Source organism: Aquicoccus sp. SU-CL01552, assembly GCF_040365005.1.
Classification (GTDB): Bacteria; Pseudomonadota; Alphaproteobacteria; order Rhodobacterales; family Rhodobacteraceae; genus Antarcticimicrobium.
In genome coordinates, this window is record NZ_BAABWV010000007.1 from 22,060 (window position 1) to 36,736 (window position 14,677).

The window sequence follows — 14,677 nt, forward strand, 5'->3', positions numbered from 1 at the left end:
AAATCCTTTGTTTTTCGGCGTGGGGATACCGCCGGGCGGGGCATCTGCGCAACCCCGATTGACCTTGCGCCCCTGTGGTCTTTAATGGCGCACCGCCAAGGGTGACGCGAATGAACGATGCAAGAAACATTCTGGACGAGCTGAACGACCGGTCGCGCGAGGTGTTTCGGCGCGTCGTGGAATCCTATCTCGACAGCGGCGATCCCGTCGGCAGCCGGACCCTGACCCGATCGCTGAGCGAAAAGGTCAGCGCCGCCACGATCCGCAACGTGATGCAGGATCTGGAGTTTCTGGGCCTGCTCGACAGCCCGCATGTCAGCGCCGGGCGGGTTCCGACCCAGATGGGTCTGCGCATGTTCGTCGACGGGTTTCTCGAGGTGAGCGATCCCGAGGTGGCCGACCGCGAAAAGATCGAGGCAACGGTCTCGGGCAGCAATTCGGCGGATGTCGGCGGGCTGCTCGACCGGGTCGGGGCCGCGTTGTCAGGGGTGACGCACGGGGCGTCGCTGGTCCTTGCGCCCAAGCAGGAGGCCGAGATCCGGCATATCGAGTTCGTGTCGCTGGCCCAGGACCGGGCGCTGGTGGTGCTGGTCTTTGCCGATGGTCACGTCGAGAACCGCCTGTTCAAGCCACCGCCAGGGCAGACCCCGAGTTCGATGCGCGAGGCGACGAATTTCCTCAACACGCTGATCGAGGGGCGCACGCTGCGCGATGCGCGGACGGTGATCCGAACCGAGATCGCGGCGCGGCGCCAGCAGATCGACAGCCTTGCGCGCGAGATGGTCGAGAGCGGGCTGGCGGTCTGGGACGAGGGCGAGGGCGATTCGGCCCGCCTGATCGTGCGCGGCCGCTCCAACCTGCTGGACGAGGACGGGTTCGGTGAAGAGCTGGACCGTATCCGGACCCTGTTCGATGACCTGGAGCGCAAGCGCGACATCGAGCAGTTCCTGGATCTGGCCGAGGACGGCGAGGGGGTGCGGATTTTTATCGGCTCCGAAAACAAACTTTTCTCACTTTCGGGTTCCTCTTTGGTGGTCTCTCCCTATATGAACGCGGACCGAAAGATCATCGGCGCGGTGGGTGTCATCGGCCCGACGCGCTTGAACTACGGACGTATCGTGCCGATCGTGGATTACACGGCACAGCTGGTCGGGAAACTGATTTCGGACCGGAGCTAGAGGTGGAACATGGCAGAGCCCAAGAACGACGATTTTCTGGATGACATCGAGGCCGCCGAGGCCGAGGAACTGGCCGAGGAACTGGCCGAGATCGAATCCGAGGCCGCCGAGCTCGATGCGCTGCGCGCCGAGCGGGATGCGCTGAAGGACAAGTTCATGCGCGCGCTGGCGGATGCCGAGAATTCGCGCAAGCGCGCCGACAAGCAACGCCGAGAGGCCGAGCAATATGGCGGCTCGAAACTGGCGCGCGACATCTTGCCGGTCTATGACAACATGAAGCGCGCACTCGAGGCCGCGACGGAAGAGCACAGAGATGTCGCCTCGGCCCTGATCGAGGGGATCGAGCTGACCCTGCGCGAGTTGCTCAACGTGCTTGCAAAGCACGGGATCGAGCCGGTGTCACCGCAGGTCGGCGACAGGTTCGATCCGCAGGTGCACCAGGCGATGTTCGAGGCCCCGGTGCCGGGCACCAAGGCAGGAGACATCATCCAGGTCGCCGCCGAGGGGTTCATGCTGCACGACCGGCTGCTGCGTCCGGCGCAGGTCGGGGTGTCATCGACCCCCGCATCCTGACGAGTGGCGAGAGCTGAAACGCGCCCCCGCGGCGCGCGTGCCTCCGGCGGGAGTATTTGCCAAAGAGAAGAAGGGGCGGTCAGCTTTTGGCCGCCTCTTTCAGTTTGTAGAGCAGGTCGAGCGCGTCGCGCGGGCTGAGCTCGTCGGGGTGGATGTTCTCGAGCATCTCGACCACGGGCGAGGTCGTCGGGGCGGGTGACGGCGGCGGCGTCGGCGTGGCCGCGAAGAGTGGCAGGTCGTCGATCAGCGCCTTTTGCGTGGCGCCGCCCTCGCGTTCGCCCTGTTCCAGCGCATCCAGCACCACCCGGGCGCGGGCCACCACCGAGGCCGGCAGGCCGGCCAGCTGGGCCACCTGCACGCCGTAGGAGCGATCGGCGGCGCCCTTGCGCACCTCGTGCAGGAAGATCACCTCGCCCTCCCATTCGCGGACGGCAACGGTGGCGTTCTCGACATGCTCGAGCTTGCCGGCGAGCGCGGTCAACTCGTGGTAATGGGTGGCGAACAGGGCGCGGGCGCGGTTGACGTCGTGCAGGTGCTCCAGCGTGGCCCAGGCGATGGAGAGCCCGTCATAGGTGGCGGTGCCGCGGCCGATCTCGTCGAGGATGACCAGCGCGCGGTCGTCGGCCTGGTTCAGGATCGCGGCGGTCTCGACCATTTCCACCATGAAGGTGGAGCGGCCGCGCGCGAGGTCGTCGGAGGCGCCGACGCGGCTGAAGATCTGGCTGACCATGCCGATGCGGGCGTGGTCCGCCGGGACATAGCTGCCGATCTGGGCCAGAAGTGCAATCAGTGCATTCTGCCGCAGGAAGGTCGATTTACCGGCCATGTTGGGGCCCGTGAGCAGCCAGACCGCCGCGCCGTCGCCGGCGGTCAGGTCACAGTCGTTGGCCACGAAGGGGGCGCCGCCCTGTTGCCGCAGCGCCTGTTCCACCACCGGATGCCGCCCGCCGGCAATGTCGAAGGCGCGGCTGGCGTCGACCTGGGGGCGGCACCAGTCCTCGGCGCGCGCCAGATCGGCCAGCGCGGTGGCGAGATCCAGTTCGGCCAGCCCCCGCGCGGCGGCATTGAGGCGGGGCGCGTTCTCCAGGATCGTCTCTGAAAGCGCTTGATAGAGCCGCTTTTCAATCTCGAGCGCCCGTCCACCGGCGTTCAGGATGCGGGTTTCGATCTCGGAGAGGTCGACGGTGGTAAAGCGGATCTGGTTGGCGGTGGTCTGACGGTGGATAAAGGTTTCGTTGAGCGGCGCGGCCTGCATCCTGGCCGCATGGGTGGCGGTGGTCTCGATGAAATAGCCCAGCACGTTGTTGTGCTTGATCTTCAGCGAGGCGATGCCGGTATGTTCGGCGTATTTCTTTTGCAGCGCCGCGATGACGGAGCGGCCCTCGTCGCGCAGGGTGCGCGCCTCATCGAGGTCGGGGTCGTAGCCGGGCGCGATGAACCCGCCGTCGCGCGCCAGCAGCGGCGGATCGGCGACCAGCGCGGCCTCGAGCAAGGCGGCGAGGTCGTCGAATCCGGTCAAGGCCGCCACCGCCTCGGCCAGGTGCGCGGGCAGGTCGCGCCCGGCGCAGGCCTCGGCCAGTGCGCTGGACTGGATGAGGGCGCCGCGGATCGCGGCCAAGTCGCGCGGGCCGCCGCGCTCCAGCGCCAGGCGCGAAAGGGCGCGATCCATGTCCGGGGTCTTGCGCAGGGTGTCGCGCAGAAGGTCGGAAAACCCGCTGTCCTCGGCACAGTAGCTGATGGCGTCCTGGCGGGCGTGGATCACCGCGAGATCCCGCGACGGGCTGGACAGTCGCTGTTCCAGAAGGCGGGCACCGCCCGGTGTGACGGTGCGGTCCATCACCGCCAGCAACGAACCGGCCCGGCCACCCGACAGCGCGCGGGTCAACTCCAGGTTGCGACGGGTGGCGGCGTCGATCTGGACGATCCGGTCCTGTGCCTCGCGCTGGGGCGGTTGCATCAGGGGCAGTTTGCCCTTTTGGGTGATGTCGAGGTAGTCGATCAGCGCCCCCATGGCCGAGACCTCGGCGCGGGAGAAACTGCCGAAGGCATCGAGCGCCGAGATCCGGAACAGTTCCAGGATCCGCTTTTCGGCGGCGGTGCTGTCGAAACTGGCGCGGGCCAGCGGGGTCAGGGCGATCCCCAGATCAGAGACTAACCCGTGCTTTTCGTTCTCGATCGTGTCGGGCACCACCAGTTCAGCCGGGGCCAACCGCGCCAATTCGGGCGACAGCCGCACCGGGGCGATCGGCATCACGTGGAAATCGCCGGTCGAGATATCGGCCCAGGCCAGCGCGGCCTGGTCGCGGATTTGCGTGTAAGCGGCGAGATAGTTGTGCCGCCGCGCCTCCAGGAGCGAATCCTCGGTCAGGGTGCCGGGGGTGACAAGGCGTACCACGTCGCGCCGCACCACCGATTTGGAGCCGCGTTTCTTGGCCTCGGCCGGGCTTTCCATCTGTTCGCAGACGGCGACGCGGAACCCCTTGCGGATCAGCGTCAGCAGGTAGTTCTCGGCGGCATGGACCGGCACGCCACACATCGGGATATCGGCGCCGGCATGTTTGCCGCGCTTGGTCAGGGCGATATCAAGCGCCTCGGAGGCGGCGACCGCGTCGTCGAAGAACATCTCGTAGAAATCGCCCATGCGATAGAACAGCAGCGCGTCGGCGTGCTGTTGCTTGATCTCGAGATATTGCGCCATCATCGGCGTGACGGTGGTGGTCAAGCCGGTGTCTCCCCATCCTGCGAACCGGTCGCGACCTTACAAATGACCCGGTGCCGGCGAAAGGCGAAAACGCAATGGCGTTGAGGTGCCTTGGCCCCTAGGCTATGAGGTCGGCGCCCAGCGGAGGAGTGACGCAGCCATGGCGAAGACGAAAATCACCGACGAAGAGGCGCTCGCCTTTCACCTGGAGCCCACGCCGGGCAAGTTCGAGGTGCGCGCGACGGTGCCGATGACCACGCAGCGCGACCTGTCGCTGGCCTATTCGCCCGGTGTCGCGGTGCCCTGCGAGGCGATCGCGGCAAACCCCGAGACCGCCTATGATTACACCAACAAGGGCAACCTCGTCGCGGTGATCTCGAACGGCACCGCGGTGCTGGGGCTGGGCAACCTGGGCGCGCTGGGCTCCAAGCCGGTGATGGAGGGCAAGGCGGTTCTGTTCAAGCGGTTCGCGGATGTGAACGCGGTCGATATCGAGCTGGATACCGAGGACCCCGACGAGATCATCCAGGCGGTCAAACTGATGGGGCCGACCTTTGGCGGCATCAACCTCGAGGATATCAAGGCGCCGGAATGTTTCATCATCGAGCAGCGGCTCAAGGAAGAGATGGACATCCCGGTGTTTCACGACGACCAGCACGGCACGGCGGTGATCTGTGCCGCCGGTCTGATCAACGCGCTGCACCTCTCGGACAAGAAGATCGAGGACGTGAAGATCGTGCTGAACGGCGCCGGCGCCGCTGGCATTGCCTGTATCGAGCTGCTGAAACGCATGGGCGCGCGGCATGACAACTGCATCGTCTGCGATACCAAGGGGGTGATCTTCCAAGGTCGGACCGAGGGGATGAACCAGTGGAAATCGGCCCATGCGGTCAAGACCGAGCTGCGCAGCCTCGAGGACGCGATGAAGGGGGCCGACGTGTTCCTCGGCGTTTCGGCCAAGGGCGCGGTGACGCAGGAGATGGTCGCTTCCATGGCCGACAACCCGGTGATCTTTGCCATGGCCAACCCCGATCCGGAGATCACCCCGGAAGAGGCGCACGAGGTGCGGATGGACGCCATCGTCGCGACGGGGCGCAGCGATTATCCCAACCAGGTCAACAACGTGCTGGGCTTTCCCTATCTGTTCCGGGGGGCGCTGGACATTCATGCGCGTGCGATCAACGACGAGATGAAGATCGCCTGTGCCCACGCGCTGGCCAAGATCGCGCGCGAGGATGTGCCGGACGAGGTGGCGCTGGCCTATGGCAAGGCGCTGAGCTTTGGTCGCGATTACATCATTCCCACGCCGTTCGATCCGCGGCTGATTCACCGGATTCCCACCGCCGTGGCGCGTGCCGGCATGGACACCGGGGCGGCGCGGCGTCCGATCATCGACATGGACGCCTATGAACTGACGTTGAAAAGCCGGATGGACCCGACCGCGAGCATCCTGCGCGGGCTGAACGCCCGGGCGCGGGCGGCGCAGGCGCGGATGATCTTTGCCGAGGGCGACGATCCGCGCGTTTTGCGGGCCGCGGTCACCTACCAGCGGTCGGGGTTCGGCAAGGCGCTGGTGGTCGGGCGCCCGGGCGACGTGAAGGCCAAGCTCGAGGCGGCGGGGCTGGAGGACGCGGTGCGCGAGATCGAGGTGGTGAACGCCGCCAACACCACGCATTTGGACAGTTACAAGGCGTTTTTGTACAAGCGGCTTCAGCGCAGGGGCTTTGACCAGAAGGACGTGCACCGGCTGGCCGCGCGCGACCGCCACGTGTTCTCGGCGCTGATGCTGGCGCATGGGCATGGCGATGCGCTGGTCTCCGGGGCGACGCGGAAATCGGCCCATGTGCTGGACCAGATCAACCACGTCTTTGACGCCGACGCGGAACATGGCGCGGCGGGGATCACCGCGCTGTTGCACAAGGGGCGGATCGTGCTGATCGGCGACACGCTGGTGCACGAATGGCCCGAGACCGAGGACCTGGCCAATATCGCCGAGCGGGGTGCCTCGGTGGCGCGCGGGCTGGGGTTGGAGCCTCGGGTGGCCTTCGTCTCGTTCTCGACCTTTGGTTACCCGGTGTCGGAGCGGGCGGAAAAGATGCACCTGGCCTGCGATGCGCTGGACGCGCGCGGGGTGGATTTCGAGTACGAGGGCGAGATGGCGGTCGACGTGGCGCTGAACGCCAAGGCGCAGATGTCCTATCCGTTCTCGCGCCTGACCGGTCCGGCGAACATGCTGGTGGTGCCGGCGCGGCATTCGGCCAGCATCTCGGTCAAGCTGATGCAGGAGATGGGCGAGGCGACGGTGATCGGGCCGATCCTGACCGGCGTGAACAAGCCGATCCAGATCTGTTCGACGGTCTCCACCGCCAACGACATCCTGAACATGGCGGTTCTGGCGGCCTGCGGGATCGGCTGACCCCATGGCGATCTGGAACCTCGGCTCGATCAACGCCGACATGGTCTATGCGGTGCCGCACCTGCCCGGGCCGGGAGAGACGCTGGCCGCCACCGGGCTGCAGCGGTTCTTGGGCGGCAAGGGCGCCAACATGTCCGTCGCGGCGGCGCGCGCGGCGGCCCATGTGCGCCATCTCGGCGCGGTGGGCGCCGACGGGGCCTGGGCGGTGGAGCGGTTGATGGAATACGGCGTGGACACGCGCCATATCCAGCAGGCCGCGGACCCCACCGGTCATGCCATCGTGACGGTCGACCCGGATGGCGAAAACCAGATCGTGATCTTTCCCGGTGCCAACCGCGCGATTCCCGAGGTGGCGGTTCAGGCCGCGCTCTCCGAGGCGGCGGCGGGTGACAGCCTGTTGATCCAGAACGAGACCAACGCGCAATTGCTGGCGGCGCGGATCGGGCGCGATCTGGGGCTGCGGGTGTGTTATGCCGCCGCCCCCTTCGATGCCGAGGCCGTGCGCGCGGTGCTGCCGTACCTCGATTTTCTGGTGCTCAACGCGGTCGAGGCCGAGCAGCTGGAACGGGCGACGGGCATGGGCCCCGGGGCCCTGCCGGTGCGCGACGTGATCGTGACGCTAGGGGCCGGGGGCGCGCGGTATTTCGACACTAAATCAGGGGAAAGCCGGGATTTCCCAGCGGTTCCGGTGATGCCGGTGGATACCACCGGTGCCGGCGATACCTTTACCGGTTATGTTCTGGCCGGGCTCGACCGGGGGCTGCCGATGGCGCAGGCGATTGCGCAAGCGATGCGCGCCGCCGCGATCATGGTGACACGCCACGGCACGGCGGACGTGATCCCCGATCTGAAGGACGTGCAGGCGGCGCGGCCCGGTTAAATACCGGCAAAGGGCGCGGCATCGCCCCAAAGCGCCCGCACCCGCGCATCGCGGCCGCAGCCCTCGCGGTAAAGCTTGTAGGCGACCGATTGTTTGCGTGGGCCATAGCGCGTGAGGATCAGCTTGGACCCCTTGTAATAATCCTGGTGATAGGCCTCGGCCTCGTAAAACCGTTTGGCGGGCAGGATGGGCGTGACGACCTGTTGCCCAAGATCCGCCTGCGCCTGGCTGATCGCGGCCTGCGCCAGCGCCTTTTCCCCCGTGTCAGAGACGAAAATCGCGGTGCGGTAGCTGTCGCCACGATCACAGAACTGGCCGCCCGCATCGGTGGGATCGACCGAGCGCAGGAACAGCGACAACAGGGTTTCGCGGCTGATCCGGGACGGGTCGAAGGTGATCTTCACCGCCTCGTAATGGCCGGTGCCGCCACGGCTGACCTGTTTGTACGTGGGGTTTTCGAGGGTGCCGCCGGTATAGCCAGAGACCGCCTCCTGCACGCCATCGAGCTTTTCGAAATCGGCCTCGACGCACCAGAAGCAACCGCCGGCGACAACCAGCGTTTCGCGCGGGCCGGCATGGGCGTGGGTGGAATGGATCAGGCTTGCCAGCACGATGAGGCCGGCAAGCAGGACGGGCTTGAGCGTTTTGAACCGTGACATGGCAACTCTCCTCGAACTTGCAATGGCTGGGTGTGAGAGTGCCGCGCGCGTCCGGCCCGGGCAATCGGCTGTCATCGAATGTCACGCGCAGGTGAGCAGGAGTGACCATGCGCGCGTGGTTTGTTTCGTCGCCTCGTGGTCGGTGCGAGAAACCGGTTCCCAAGGTTTCGGGCGCGCTCTAGCCTTTGCCAAAAGGAGAGCGCGATGACCGACAAGATCACCACCCACCAGGCGCAGGAGGATGCGCGCAACGAAGAGATCCTGATCTATCTGAACGGCAGGATCGTGCCCAAGGCCGAGGCATTGGTGAGTGTTTATGACAGCGGCTTCATGCTTGGCGACGGGGTGTGGGAGGGGCTGCGCCTGTACAACGGGACATGGGCCTTTCTCGACATGCATCTGGACCGGTTGTTCGAGGCCGCCAAGGCGATCGACCTGGAGATCGGGATGGATCGGGACGGGGTCAAAAGCGCCTTGTTAGAGACGCAAACGGCCAATGGTATGGTCACCGATGCCCATGCGCGGCTGATGGTGACGCGGGGGGTCAAGACCCGCCCGTTCCAGCATCCGGCGCTGTCGCAGCAGGGGCCGACCGTGACCATCATCATGGAGCATTCACGGCCCAGCCTGCCGCGACCGATCCGGCTGGCCACGGTGCCGCATATCCGCGGGCTGCCGATGACGCAGGATCCCAAGCTGAATTCGCATTCCAAGCTGAACTGCATCCTGGCCTGCATCGCGGCGGAAAAGGCGGGGGCCGACGAGGCGTTGATGCTGGATGTGAACGGCTTTGTGAACACTACCAACGCCTGCAACTTCTTCATCGTCCGCAAGGGCGAGGTTTGGACCAGCACCGGGGATTACTGCATGAACGGGATCACGCGGCAAAAGGTGATCGACGTCTGCCGCGCCGATGGCATCCCGGTGTTTGAGCGCAACTATTCGCTGGTCGACACCTATGGCGCGGATGAGGCGTTCCTGACCGGCACCTTCGGCGCGCAGACCCCGGTGGGTGAGGTTGACGGGCGCCGGATCGGTGCGGGCGATATGGGGCCGATGACGACCCGTATTCGCGGCCTCTATAAGGCGCTGGTCGAGCGGGAGTGCGCGTGATGCGGATTGCCATGTGGTCGGGGCCGCGCAACCTGTCGACGGCGATGATGTATGCCTTTGCGGCGCGGGGCGATTGCGCCGTGGTGGATGAGCCGTTCTATGCCGCCTACCTTGAAAAGACCGGGCTGGCCCACCCGATGCGCGATGACATCCTGGCGGCGCAATCACGGGATCCGGGGGCGGTGGTAGAGGAAATATGTGGCTCTATCCCGGGGGGGTTTCCGAATTTCTATCAGAAACACATGACACAGCACATGATCGAAGGGGTGCCGCGCGACTGGATGCGCGGGGTGCAGAACGTGTTCCTGATCCGCCATCCGGCGCGGGTGATCGCGAGCTATGCCGCCAAGCGCGAGAACCCGGTGTTGGACGATATCGGGTTCCGGCAACAGGCGGAGTTGTTCGATCTGGTCCGGGGCTGGGGCCAGCGCCCGGTGGTGATCGACAGCCATGACATCCGCGCCGATCCGCGCGCGGCGCTGGAGGGGCTCTGTGACGCGATCGGGCTGGAGTTCACCGCGCGCATGCTGACCTGGCCCAGCGGCGGGCATCCCGACGACGGTGTTTGGGCGCCGCATTGGTACGGGGCGGTGTGGCAATCCACCGGGTTCGCCGCGCCCGAGGGGCCGTTGCCGCAGGTGCCGACGGATTTGCAGCCGGTGCTGGAGACGGCGATGCCGTATTATGAGCGGATGATGGCGGAGAAGTTGTAGCAGGGGCGCCGGAAACGCAAACGGCCCGCCAGAGGGGCGGGCCGTGTATAGAAAATCGCTCGGGTCAGAGCCTATTTTCCGGCGTTGCGCCGATCGCGCATGGCCAACAGGCGCAGGCGCAGCGCGTTGAGCTTGATGAAGCCGGCGGCGTCTTTCTGATCGTAGGCGCCGGCGTCCTCTTCGAAGGTCACGTGCTCTTCGGAATAGAGCGACTGATCCGACCAGCGGCCGACGGTTGTGGCAAGCCCCTTGTACAGGCGCACGCGGACGGTGCCGGTGACGTGCTGCTGGCTCTTGTCGATGGCGGCCTGCAGCATCTCGCGCTCGGGGCTGTACCAGAAGCCGTTGTAGATCAGCTCGGCGTATTGCGGCATCAGCTGGTCCTTCAGGTGCATCGCGCCGCGGTCCATGGTGATCGATTCGATGCCGCGGTGCGCCTCGAGCAGGATGGTGCCGCCGGGGGTTTCATAGATGCCACGGGACTTCATGCCGACGAAGCGGCCCTCGACGAGGTCGAGACGGCCGATGCCGTGCTTGCGGCCATATTCGTTGAGCTGGGTCAGGATGGTGGCCGGGCTCATCGCCTCGCCGTTGATGCTGACCGCGTCGCCCTTTTCAAAGCCGATCTCGATATACTCGGCCTCGTTCGGGGCATCCTCGGGGTGCACGGTGCGCTGATAGACGTAATCGGGCGCCTGTTGCGCCGGATCCTCGAGCACCTTGCCCTCCGACGAGGTGTGCAGCAGGTTGGCGTCGACCGAGAAGGGGGCCTCGCCGCGCTTGTCCTTGGCGATCGGGATCTGGTGCGCCTCGGCGAATTCCAGCAGGCGGGTGCGGCTGGTCAGATCCCATTCGCGCCAGGGTGCGATCACCTTGATGTCGGGGTTCAGCGCATAGGCGGCCAGTTCGAAGCGGACCTGGTCGTTGCCCTTGCCGGTGGCGCCGTGGGCGACCGCGTCGGCGCCGGTCTGTTCGGCGATCTCGATCAGGCGCTTGGAGATCAGCGGGCGCGCGATCGAGGTGCCCAGCAGGTAGAGCCCCTCGTAAACCGCGTTGGCGCGGAACATCGGAAAGACGAAATCGCGGACGAATTCCTCGCGCACGTCCTCAATGAAGATGTTCTCGGGCTTGATGCCCAGCATCTCGGCCTTCTTGCGCGCCGGTTCCAGCTCCTCTCCCTGGCCGAGGTCGGCGGTAAAGGTCACCACCTCGCAGCCATATTCGGTTTGGAGCCATTTCAGGATGATCGAGGTGTCGAGGCCACCGGAATAGGCCAGGACGACTTTCTTGGGCGCGGACATGCGGATTTCCTTCTGCGTAGACCGCGACGGGGGTTAGCGGGTTTTCGACGCAGGGGCAAGGTGGCAGCGTCTGCGGGCTTGCATCCGAGGGCCAGTTTGGCCACAGAACCCTATGACCGATCTTGATGATGCCTTTCATAGCGGCGCCCGCGATGCCACCCGCGCGATGCGCGCGGTGTTTCCCGCCACCCCGTTGCAGCGCAACGCGCACCTCTCGGACAAGTACCAGGCTGACATCTGGCTCAAACGCGAGGATCTGAGCCCGGTGCGATCCTACAAGCTGCGCGGCGCGTTCAACGCCATGCGCAAGCAGGCGGGGCAGGACCTGTTCGTTTGCGCCAGTGCCGGCAACCACGCGCAGGGTGTCGCCTATATGTGCAAGCACATGGGCGTGAAGGGGGTGATCTTCATGCCGGTGACGACGCCGGCGCAGAAGATCCAGAAGACCCGGATCTTTGGCGGCGACCAGGTGCAGATCCACCTTGTGGGTGATTATTTCGACGACACCCTGGCGGCGGCGCAGGACTGGTGTGCGCGCGAGGGTGGGCATTTCCTGTCGCCGTTCGACGACATGGACGTGATCGAGGGGCAGGCCTCGATCGGGGTCGAGATCGAGGAACAGCTGGGCCGGATGCCCGATCACGTGATCCTGCCGGTGGGCGGCGGCGGCATGTCGTCCGGCGTGTCGACCTGGTTCGGCGACCGCACCCATTGCGTTTTCGTCGAGCCCTCTGGCGGGGCCTGCCTGCGCGCGGCGCTGGGCGCGCGGCACCCGGTGACGCTGGACCATGTCGATACCTTCGTCGACGGGGCCGCAGTGGGGCGGATCGGGGAAAAGACCTTTGATCTGCTGCGTGATACCCGGCTGTCCGACGTGATGGTGCTGGGCGAGGACCGGATCTGTACCACCATCATCGAGATGCTGAACCTGGAGGGGATCGTGTTGGAGCCCGCCGGGGCGATGTCGATCGAGGCGGTGGGCGATATCGCCAGTTTCGTGCGCGGCCGCACGGTGGTCTGCGTCACATCGGGCGGCAACTTCGATTTCGAGCGGCTGCCCGAGGTCAAGGAACGGGCGCAGCGTTTCGCCGGCGTGAAAAAATACTTCATCCTGCGCCTGCCGCAGCGGCCCGGCGCGCTGAAGGATTTCCTCGAAATCCTCGGCCCCGAGGACGACATCAGCCGGTTCGAGTACATGAAGAAATCGGCCCGCAACTTCGGCTCGGTCCTGATCGGGATCGAGACTCAGCGACCCGAGAACTTTGCGCATCTGTTCGCGCGGTTGGATGCGGCGGGCTATACCTATACCGACATCACCACCGACGAGACGCTGGCGCAGTTCGTGATCTGAGCGGTCCGGCCCTGCCGGCCGCAGTCACGCGGCGAGGTGTTCGCGCATCCCGTCGAGGAAACAGACCTTGGACCGGTCATAGGCATCAGTGATGGCGGCCAGGTCCACGTCGTCGGGTTTGCCCTGAGCCGCCAGCCGCTCTCCGTCCTGGCACAGGTCGGAGAAGGTGGAGAACCCCAGATTGAGCGCGCTGCCCTTGAGGAAATGAAGATCCTGTTCCAACTGGTCGCGGGGGCTGCCGGCGCGCAGCCGGTCGATCACCTCCTCCACCTCGTCGAGGAACAGCTCGACCACCTCCTTGAAGTCCTCGGCGCCGACTTCGTCGCGCAATTCGTTCACGCGTGACCATAAGATCATGATGAACCCCCATTCCTGAACCCCGACCCGGTGGCAAGGGTAGGGGCGGGGCGTAAACAGCGGGTTAAGCCGCGTTGGTCGATCCGGTTTCACCCCCTGTTAAGGGCTTGCGCCGATAGTCTTGTCACCCGGTGGGTCACGAGAGGGTTCGGTGAGCAAGGTGATGCCTCAGACAATGGCGGTAGCGCGTGAGATTCCCCCGGCCACGGGCGCGATCCGGCGCGTGCTGGTGGTGGATGACAGCCGGTTGCAGCGCCACATCCTGATGTCGTCGCTGACCAAGTCCGGATTCGAGGTGGTTGAGGCCGACAGCGGTGAGGCGGCGATGGAGATCTGCCGCGCGGCGCCGCCCGACCTGGTCCTGAGCGACTGGATGATGCCGGGGATGAGCGGGCTGGAGTTCTGCCGCGCGTTCCGCATGTTGCCGACCGATGGCTATGGCTATTTCATCCTGTTGACCTCGAAGAGCGACAAGCATGACATCGCCAAGGGGCTGGACGCCGGGGCCGATGATTTCCTGATCAAACCGGTGAATGGGGATGAGCTGCGGGCGCGGATTTCGGCCGGCGCCCGCATTCTGGACATGCAGCGCGAGCTGTCCAGGAAGAACCGCGTCATCTCGGAGACGCTGGACAAGCTGCGCAAGGCACATGACGCGATCGACCGCGACCTGATCCAGGCGCGCCGGATCCAGCAATCCCTGGTGCCGGAGCTGACGCGTGATTTCGGCGCATCGCGGGTGAGCCTCTTGCTCAAACCCTGCGGCCATATCGGCGGCGACCTGGTGGGCATGTTCTCGCCGGGGGGCACGCGGATCGGGTTTTATGCCATCGACGTATCGGGCCACGGCATCACCTCGGCGATGGTGACCGCGAAACTGGGCGGCTACCTGTCGAGCAGCTATTTCGACCAGAACGTCGGGTTGGAAAAGCGCCACGAAAGCTTTTACGCCCTGCGCCCGCCGGCCGAGGTGGCGCGGATTCTGAACGACCGCCTTATCGCGGATACCGGCGTGGATGAGTATTTCACCATGGTGTATGGCACCGCCGATCTGCGCAGCGGTCATGTGCAGATGGTGCAGGCCGGGCATCCCCATCCGCTGTTGCTGCGCCGCGACGGTAGTGCCGAGTTCCTGGGCGCGGGCGGTGTGCCGGTCGGGTTGCTGCCGGACCAGACCTATGGCCAGTTCGAAACCGTGATGGCGCCCGGTGACCGGTTGCTGTTCTACTCGGACGGGTTCACCGAATTCCGGCTGGCGGGCGGGGGCCTGCTGGAGAGCGAGGGGTTCCTCGACTTGGTGCGGGCCTGCGACACCGGGCAGGAGGGTCAGGACCTGTTGGAGGATCTGTTTCGGCGGCTGTCGGAGCGGATGGCGCCGGGGCAGAGCATGGAGGACGATATCTCTGCCACCCTGTTCGAGTTCAACGTGGCATAG

At 65.6% G+C, this 14,677-nt stretch carries 12 protein-coding genes; 8 read left to right on the forward strand and 4 right to left on the reverse strand.

All coding sequences use genetic code 11. From position 1 onward, the window contains the following. Positions 1–110: 110 nt before the first annotated feature. Both hrcA and ABWV23_RS09670 read left to right on the forward strand, forming a co-directional pair. Entirely contained in the window at positions 111–1,178 is a 1,068-nt protein-coding gene (gene hrcA, locus ABWV23_RS09665) for a heat-inducible transcriptional repressor HrcA (protein ID WP_353347245.1), read from the forward strand. Between the two features lie 9 nt (positions 1,179–1,187). Beyond that, positions 1,188–1,751 (forward strand): nucleotide exchange factor GrpE, encoded by a 564-nt coding sequence (locus ABWV23_RS09670; RefSeq protein ID WP_353347246.1) that lies wholly within the window; start codon positions 1,188–1,190, stop codon positions 1,749–1,751. A gap of 79 nt (positions 1,752–1,830) precedes the next feature. Here the strand turns inward: ABWV23_RS09670 and mutS are convergent, their stop codons facing one another. Beyond that, positions 1,831–4,452 carry a DNA mismatch repair protein MutS gene (mutS, locus tag ABWV23_RS09675; protein WP_353347414.1) on the reverse strand — a complete coding sequence of 874 codons (2,622 nt, stop codon included), beginning with the start codon at positions 4,450–4,452 and terminating at the stop codon, positions 1,831–1,833. A gap of 160 nt (positions 4,453–4,612) precedes the next feature. On the opposite strand from mutS, the gene ABWV23_RS09680 reads away from it, so the two are divergent. Further along, positions 4,613–6,868, forward strand: coding sequence for an NADP-dependent malic enzyme (locus tag ABWV23_RS09680; protein ID WP_353347247.1), 2,256 nt, complete (start codon positions 4,613–4,615; stop codon positions 6,866–6,868). A gap of 4 nt (positions 6,869–6,872) precedes the next feature. Continuing rightward, entirely contained in the window at positions 6,873–7,748 is an 876-nt protein-coding gene (locus ABWV23_RS09685; RefSeq protein WP_353347248.1) for a ribokinase, read from the forward strand. On the opposite strand, the gene msrA is transcribed toward ABWV23_RS09685, so the two are convergent. Further along, positions 7,745–8,407, reverse strand: coding sequence for a peptide-methionine (S)-S-oxide reductase MsrA (gene msrA, locus ABWV23_RS09690; RefSeq protein ID WP_353347249.1), 663 nt, complete (start codon positions 8,405–8,407; stop codon positions 7,745–7,747). The two genes, ABWV23_RS09685 and msrA, sit on opposite strands and share 4 nt — an antisense overlap. Positions 8,408–8,611: 204 nt before the next feature. Between msrA and ABWV23_RS09695 the strand changes: the two genes are divergently transcribed. Together ABWV23_RS09695 and ABWV23_RS09700 are read left to right on the forward strand one after the other, a co-directional pair. Continuing rightward, positions 8,612–9,520, forward strand: a complete 909-nt coding sequence (locus tag ABWV23_RS09695) for a D-amino acid aminotransferase (RefSeq protein ID WP_353347250.1) — start codon at positions 8,612–8,614, stop codon at positions 9,518–9,520. Then, on the forward strand, positions 9,520–10,233 hold the full coding sequence (locus ABWV23_RS09700) for a sulfotransferase-like domain-containing protein (RefSeq protein WP_353347251.1): 714 nt from the start codon (positions 9,520–9,522) through the stop codon (positions 10,231–10,233). Before ABWV23_RS09695 ends, ABWV23_RS09700 begins: the two co-directional genes overlap by 1 nt. 71 nt (positions 10,234–10,304) lie before the next feature. Here the strand turns inward: ABWV23_RS09700 and ABWV23_RS09705 are convergent, their stop codons facing one another. Further along, on the reverse strand, positions 10,305–11,534 hold the full coding sequence (locus ABWV23_RS09705; RefSeq protein ID WP_353347252.1) for an argininosuccinate synthase: 1,230 nt from the start codon (positions 11,532–11,534) through the stop codon (positions 10,305–10,307). 112 nt (positions 11,535–11,646) lie between these two features. On the opposite strand from ABWV23_RS09705, the gene ilvA reads away from it, so the two are divergent. Then, entirely contained in the window at positions 11,647–12,885 is a 1,239-nt protein-coding gene (gene ilvA / locus ABWV23_RS09710; RefSeq protein ID WP_353347253.1) for a threonine ammonia-lyase IlvA, read from the forward strand. A gap of 24 nt (positions 12,886–12,909) precedes the next feature. Here ilvA and ABWV23_RS09715 read toward each other — a convergent pair whose 3' ends face one another. Next, positions 12,910–13,242 (reverse strand): Hpt domain-containing protein, encoded by a 333-nt coding sequence (locus ABWV23_RS09715; protein ID WP_353347254.1) that lies wholly within the window; start codon positions 13,240–13,242, stop codon positions 12,910–12,912. A 175-nt stretch (positions 13,243–13,417) separates the two neighbouring features. On the opposite strand from ABWV23_RS09715, the gene ABWV23_RS09720 reads away from it, so the two are divergent. Then, a complete protein-coding gene (locus ABWV23_RS09720; protein ID WP_353347255.1) occupies positions 13,418–14,677 on the forward strand; it encodes a PP2C family protein-serine/threonine phosphatase in 1,260 nt (419 codons plus the stop codon).

What these genes read in the sequence shown, in the direction of transcription:
- ABWV23_RS09700 (WP_353347251.1), top strand. Translation starts at nt 9,520, where the DNA reads ATGCGGATTGCCATGTGGTCGGGGCCGCGCAACCTGTCGACGGCGATG.
- mutS (WP_353347414.1), bottom strand. Translation starts at nt 4,452, where the DNA reads ATGATGGCGCAATATCTCGAGATCAAGCAACAGCACGCCGACGCGCTG.
- msrA (WP_353347249.1), bottom strand. Translation starts at nt 8,407, where the DNA reads ATGTCACGGTTCAAAACGCTCAAGCCCGTCCTGCTTGCCGGCCTCATC.
- ABWV23_RS09685 (WP_353347248.1), top strand. Translation starts at nt 6,873, where the DNA reads ATGGCGATCTGGAACCTCGGCTCGATCAACGCCGACATGGTCTATGCG.
- ilvA (WP_353347253.1), top strand. Translation starts at nt 11,647, where the DNA reads ATGACCGATCTTGATGATGCCTTTCATAGCGGCGCCCGCGATGCCACC.
- ABWV23_RS09670 (WP_353347246.1), top strand. Translation starts at nt 1,188, where the DNA reads ATGGCAGAGCCCAAGAACGACGATTTTCTGGATGACATCGAGGCCGCC.
- ABWV23_RS09715 (WP_353347254.1), bottom strand. Translation starts at nt 13,242, where the DNA reads ATGATCTTATGGTCACGCGTGAACGAATTGCGCGACGAAGTCGGCGCC.
- hrcA (WP_353347245.1), top strand. Translation starts at nt 111, where the DNA reads ATGAACGATGCAAGAAACATTCTGGACGAGCTGAACGACCGGTCGCGC.
- ABWV23_RS09705 (WP_353347252.1), bottom strand. Translation starts at nt 11,534, where the DNA reads ATGTCCGCGCCCAAGAAAGTCGTCCTGGCCTATTCCGGTGGCCTCGAC.
- ABWV23_RS09695 (WP_353347250.1), top strand. Translation starts at nt 8,612, where the DNA reads ATGACCGACAAGATCACCACCCACCAGGCGCAGGAGGATGCGCGCAAC.
- ABWV23_RS09720 (WP_353347255.1), top strand. Translation starts at nt 13,418, where the DNA reads ATGGCGGTAGCGCGTGAGATTCCCCCGGCCACGGGCGCGATCCGGCGC.
- ABWV23_RS09680 (WP_353347247.1), top strand. Translation starts at nt 4,613, where the DNA reads ATGGCGAAGACGAAAATCACCGACGAAGAGGCGCTCGCCTTTCACCTG.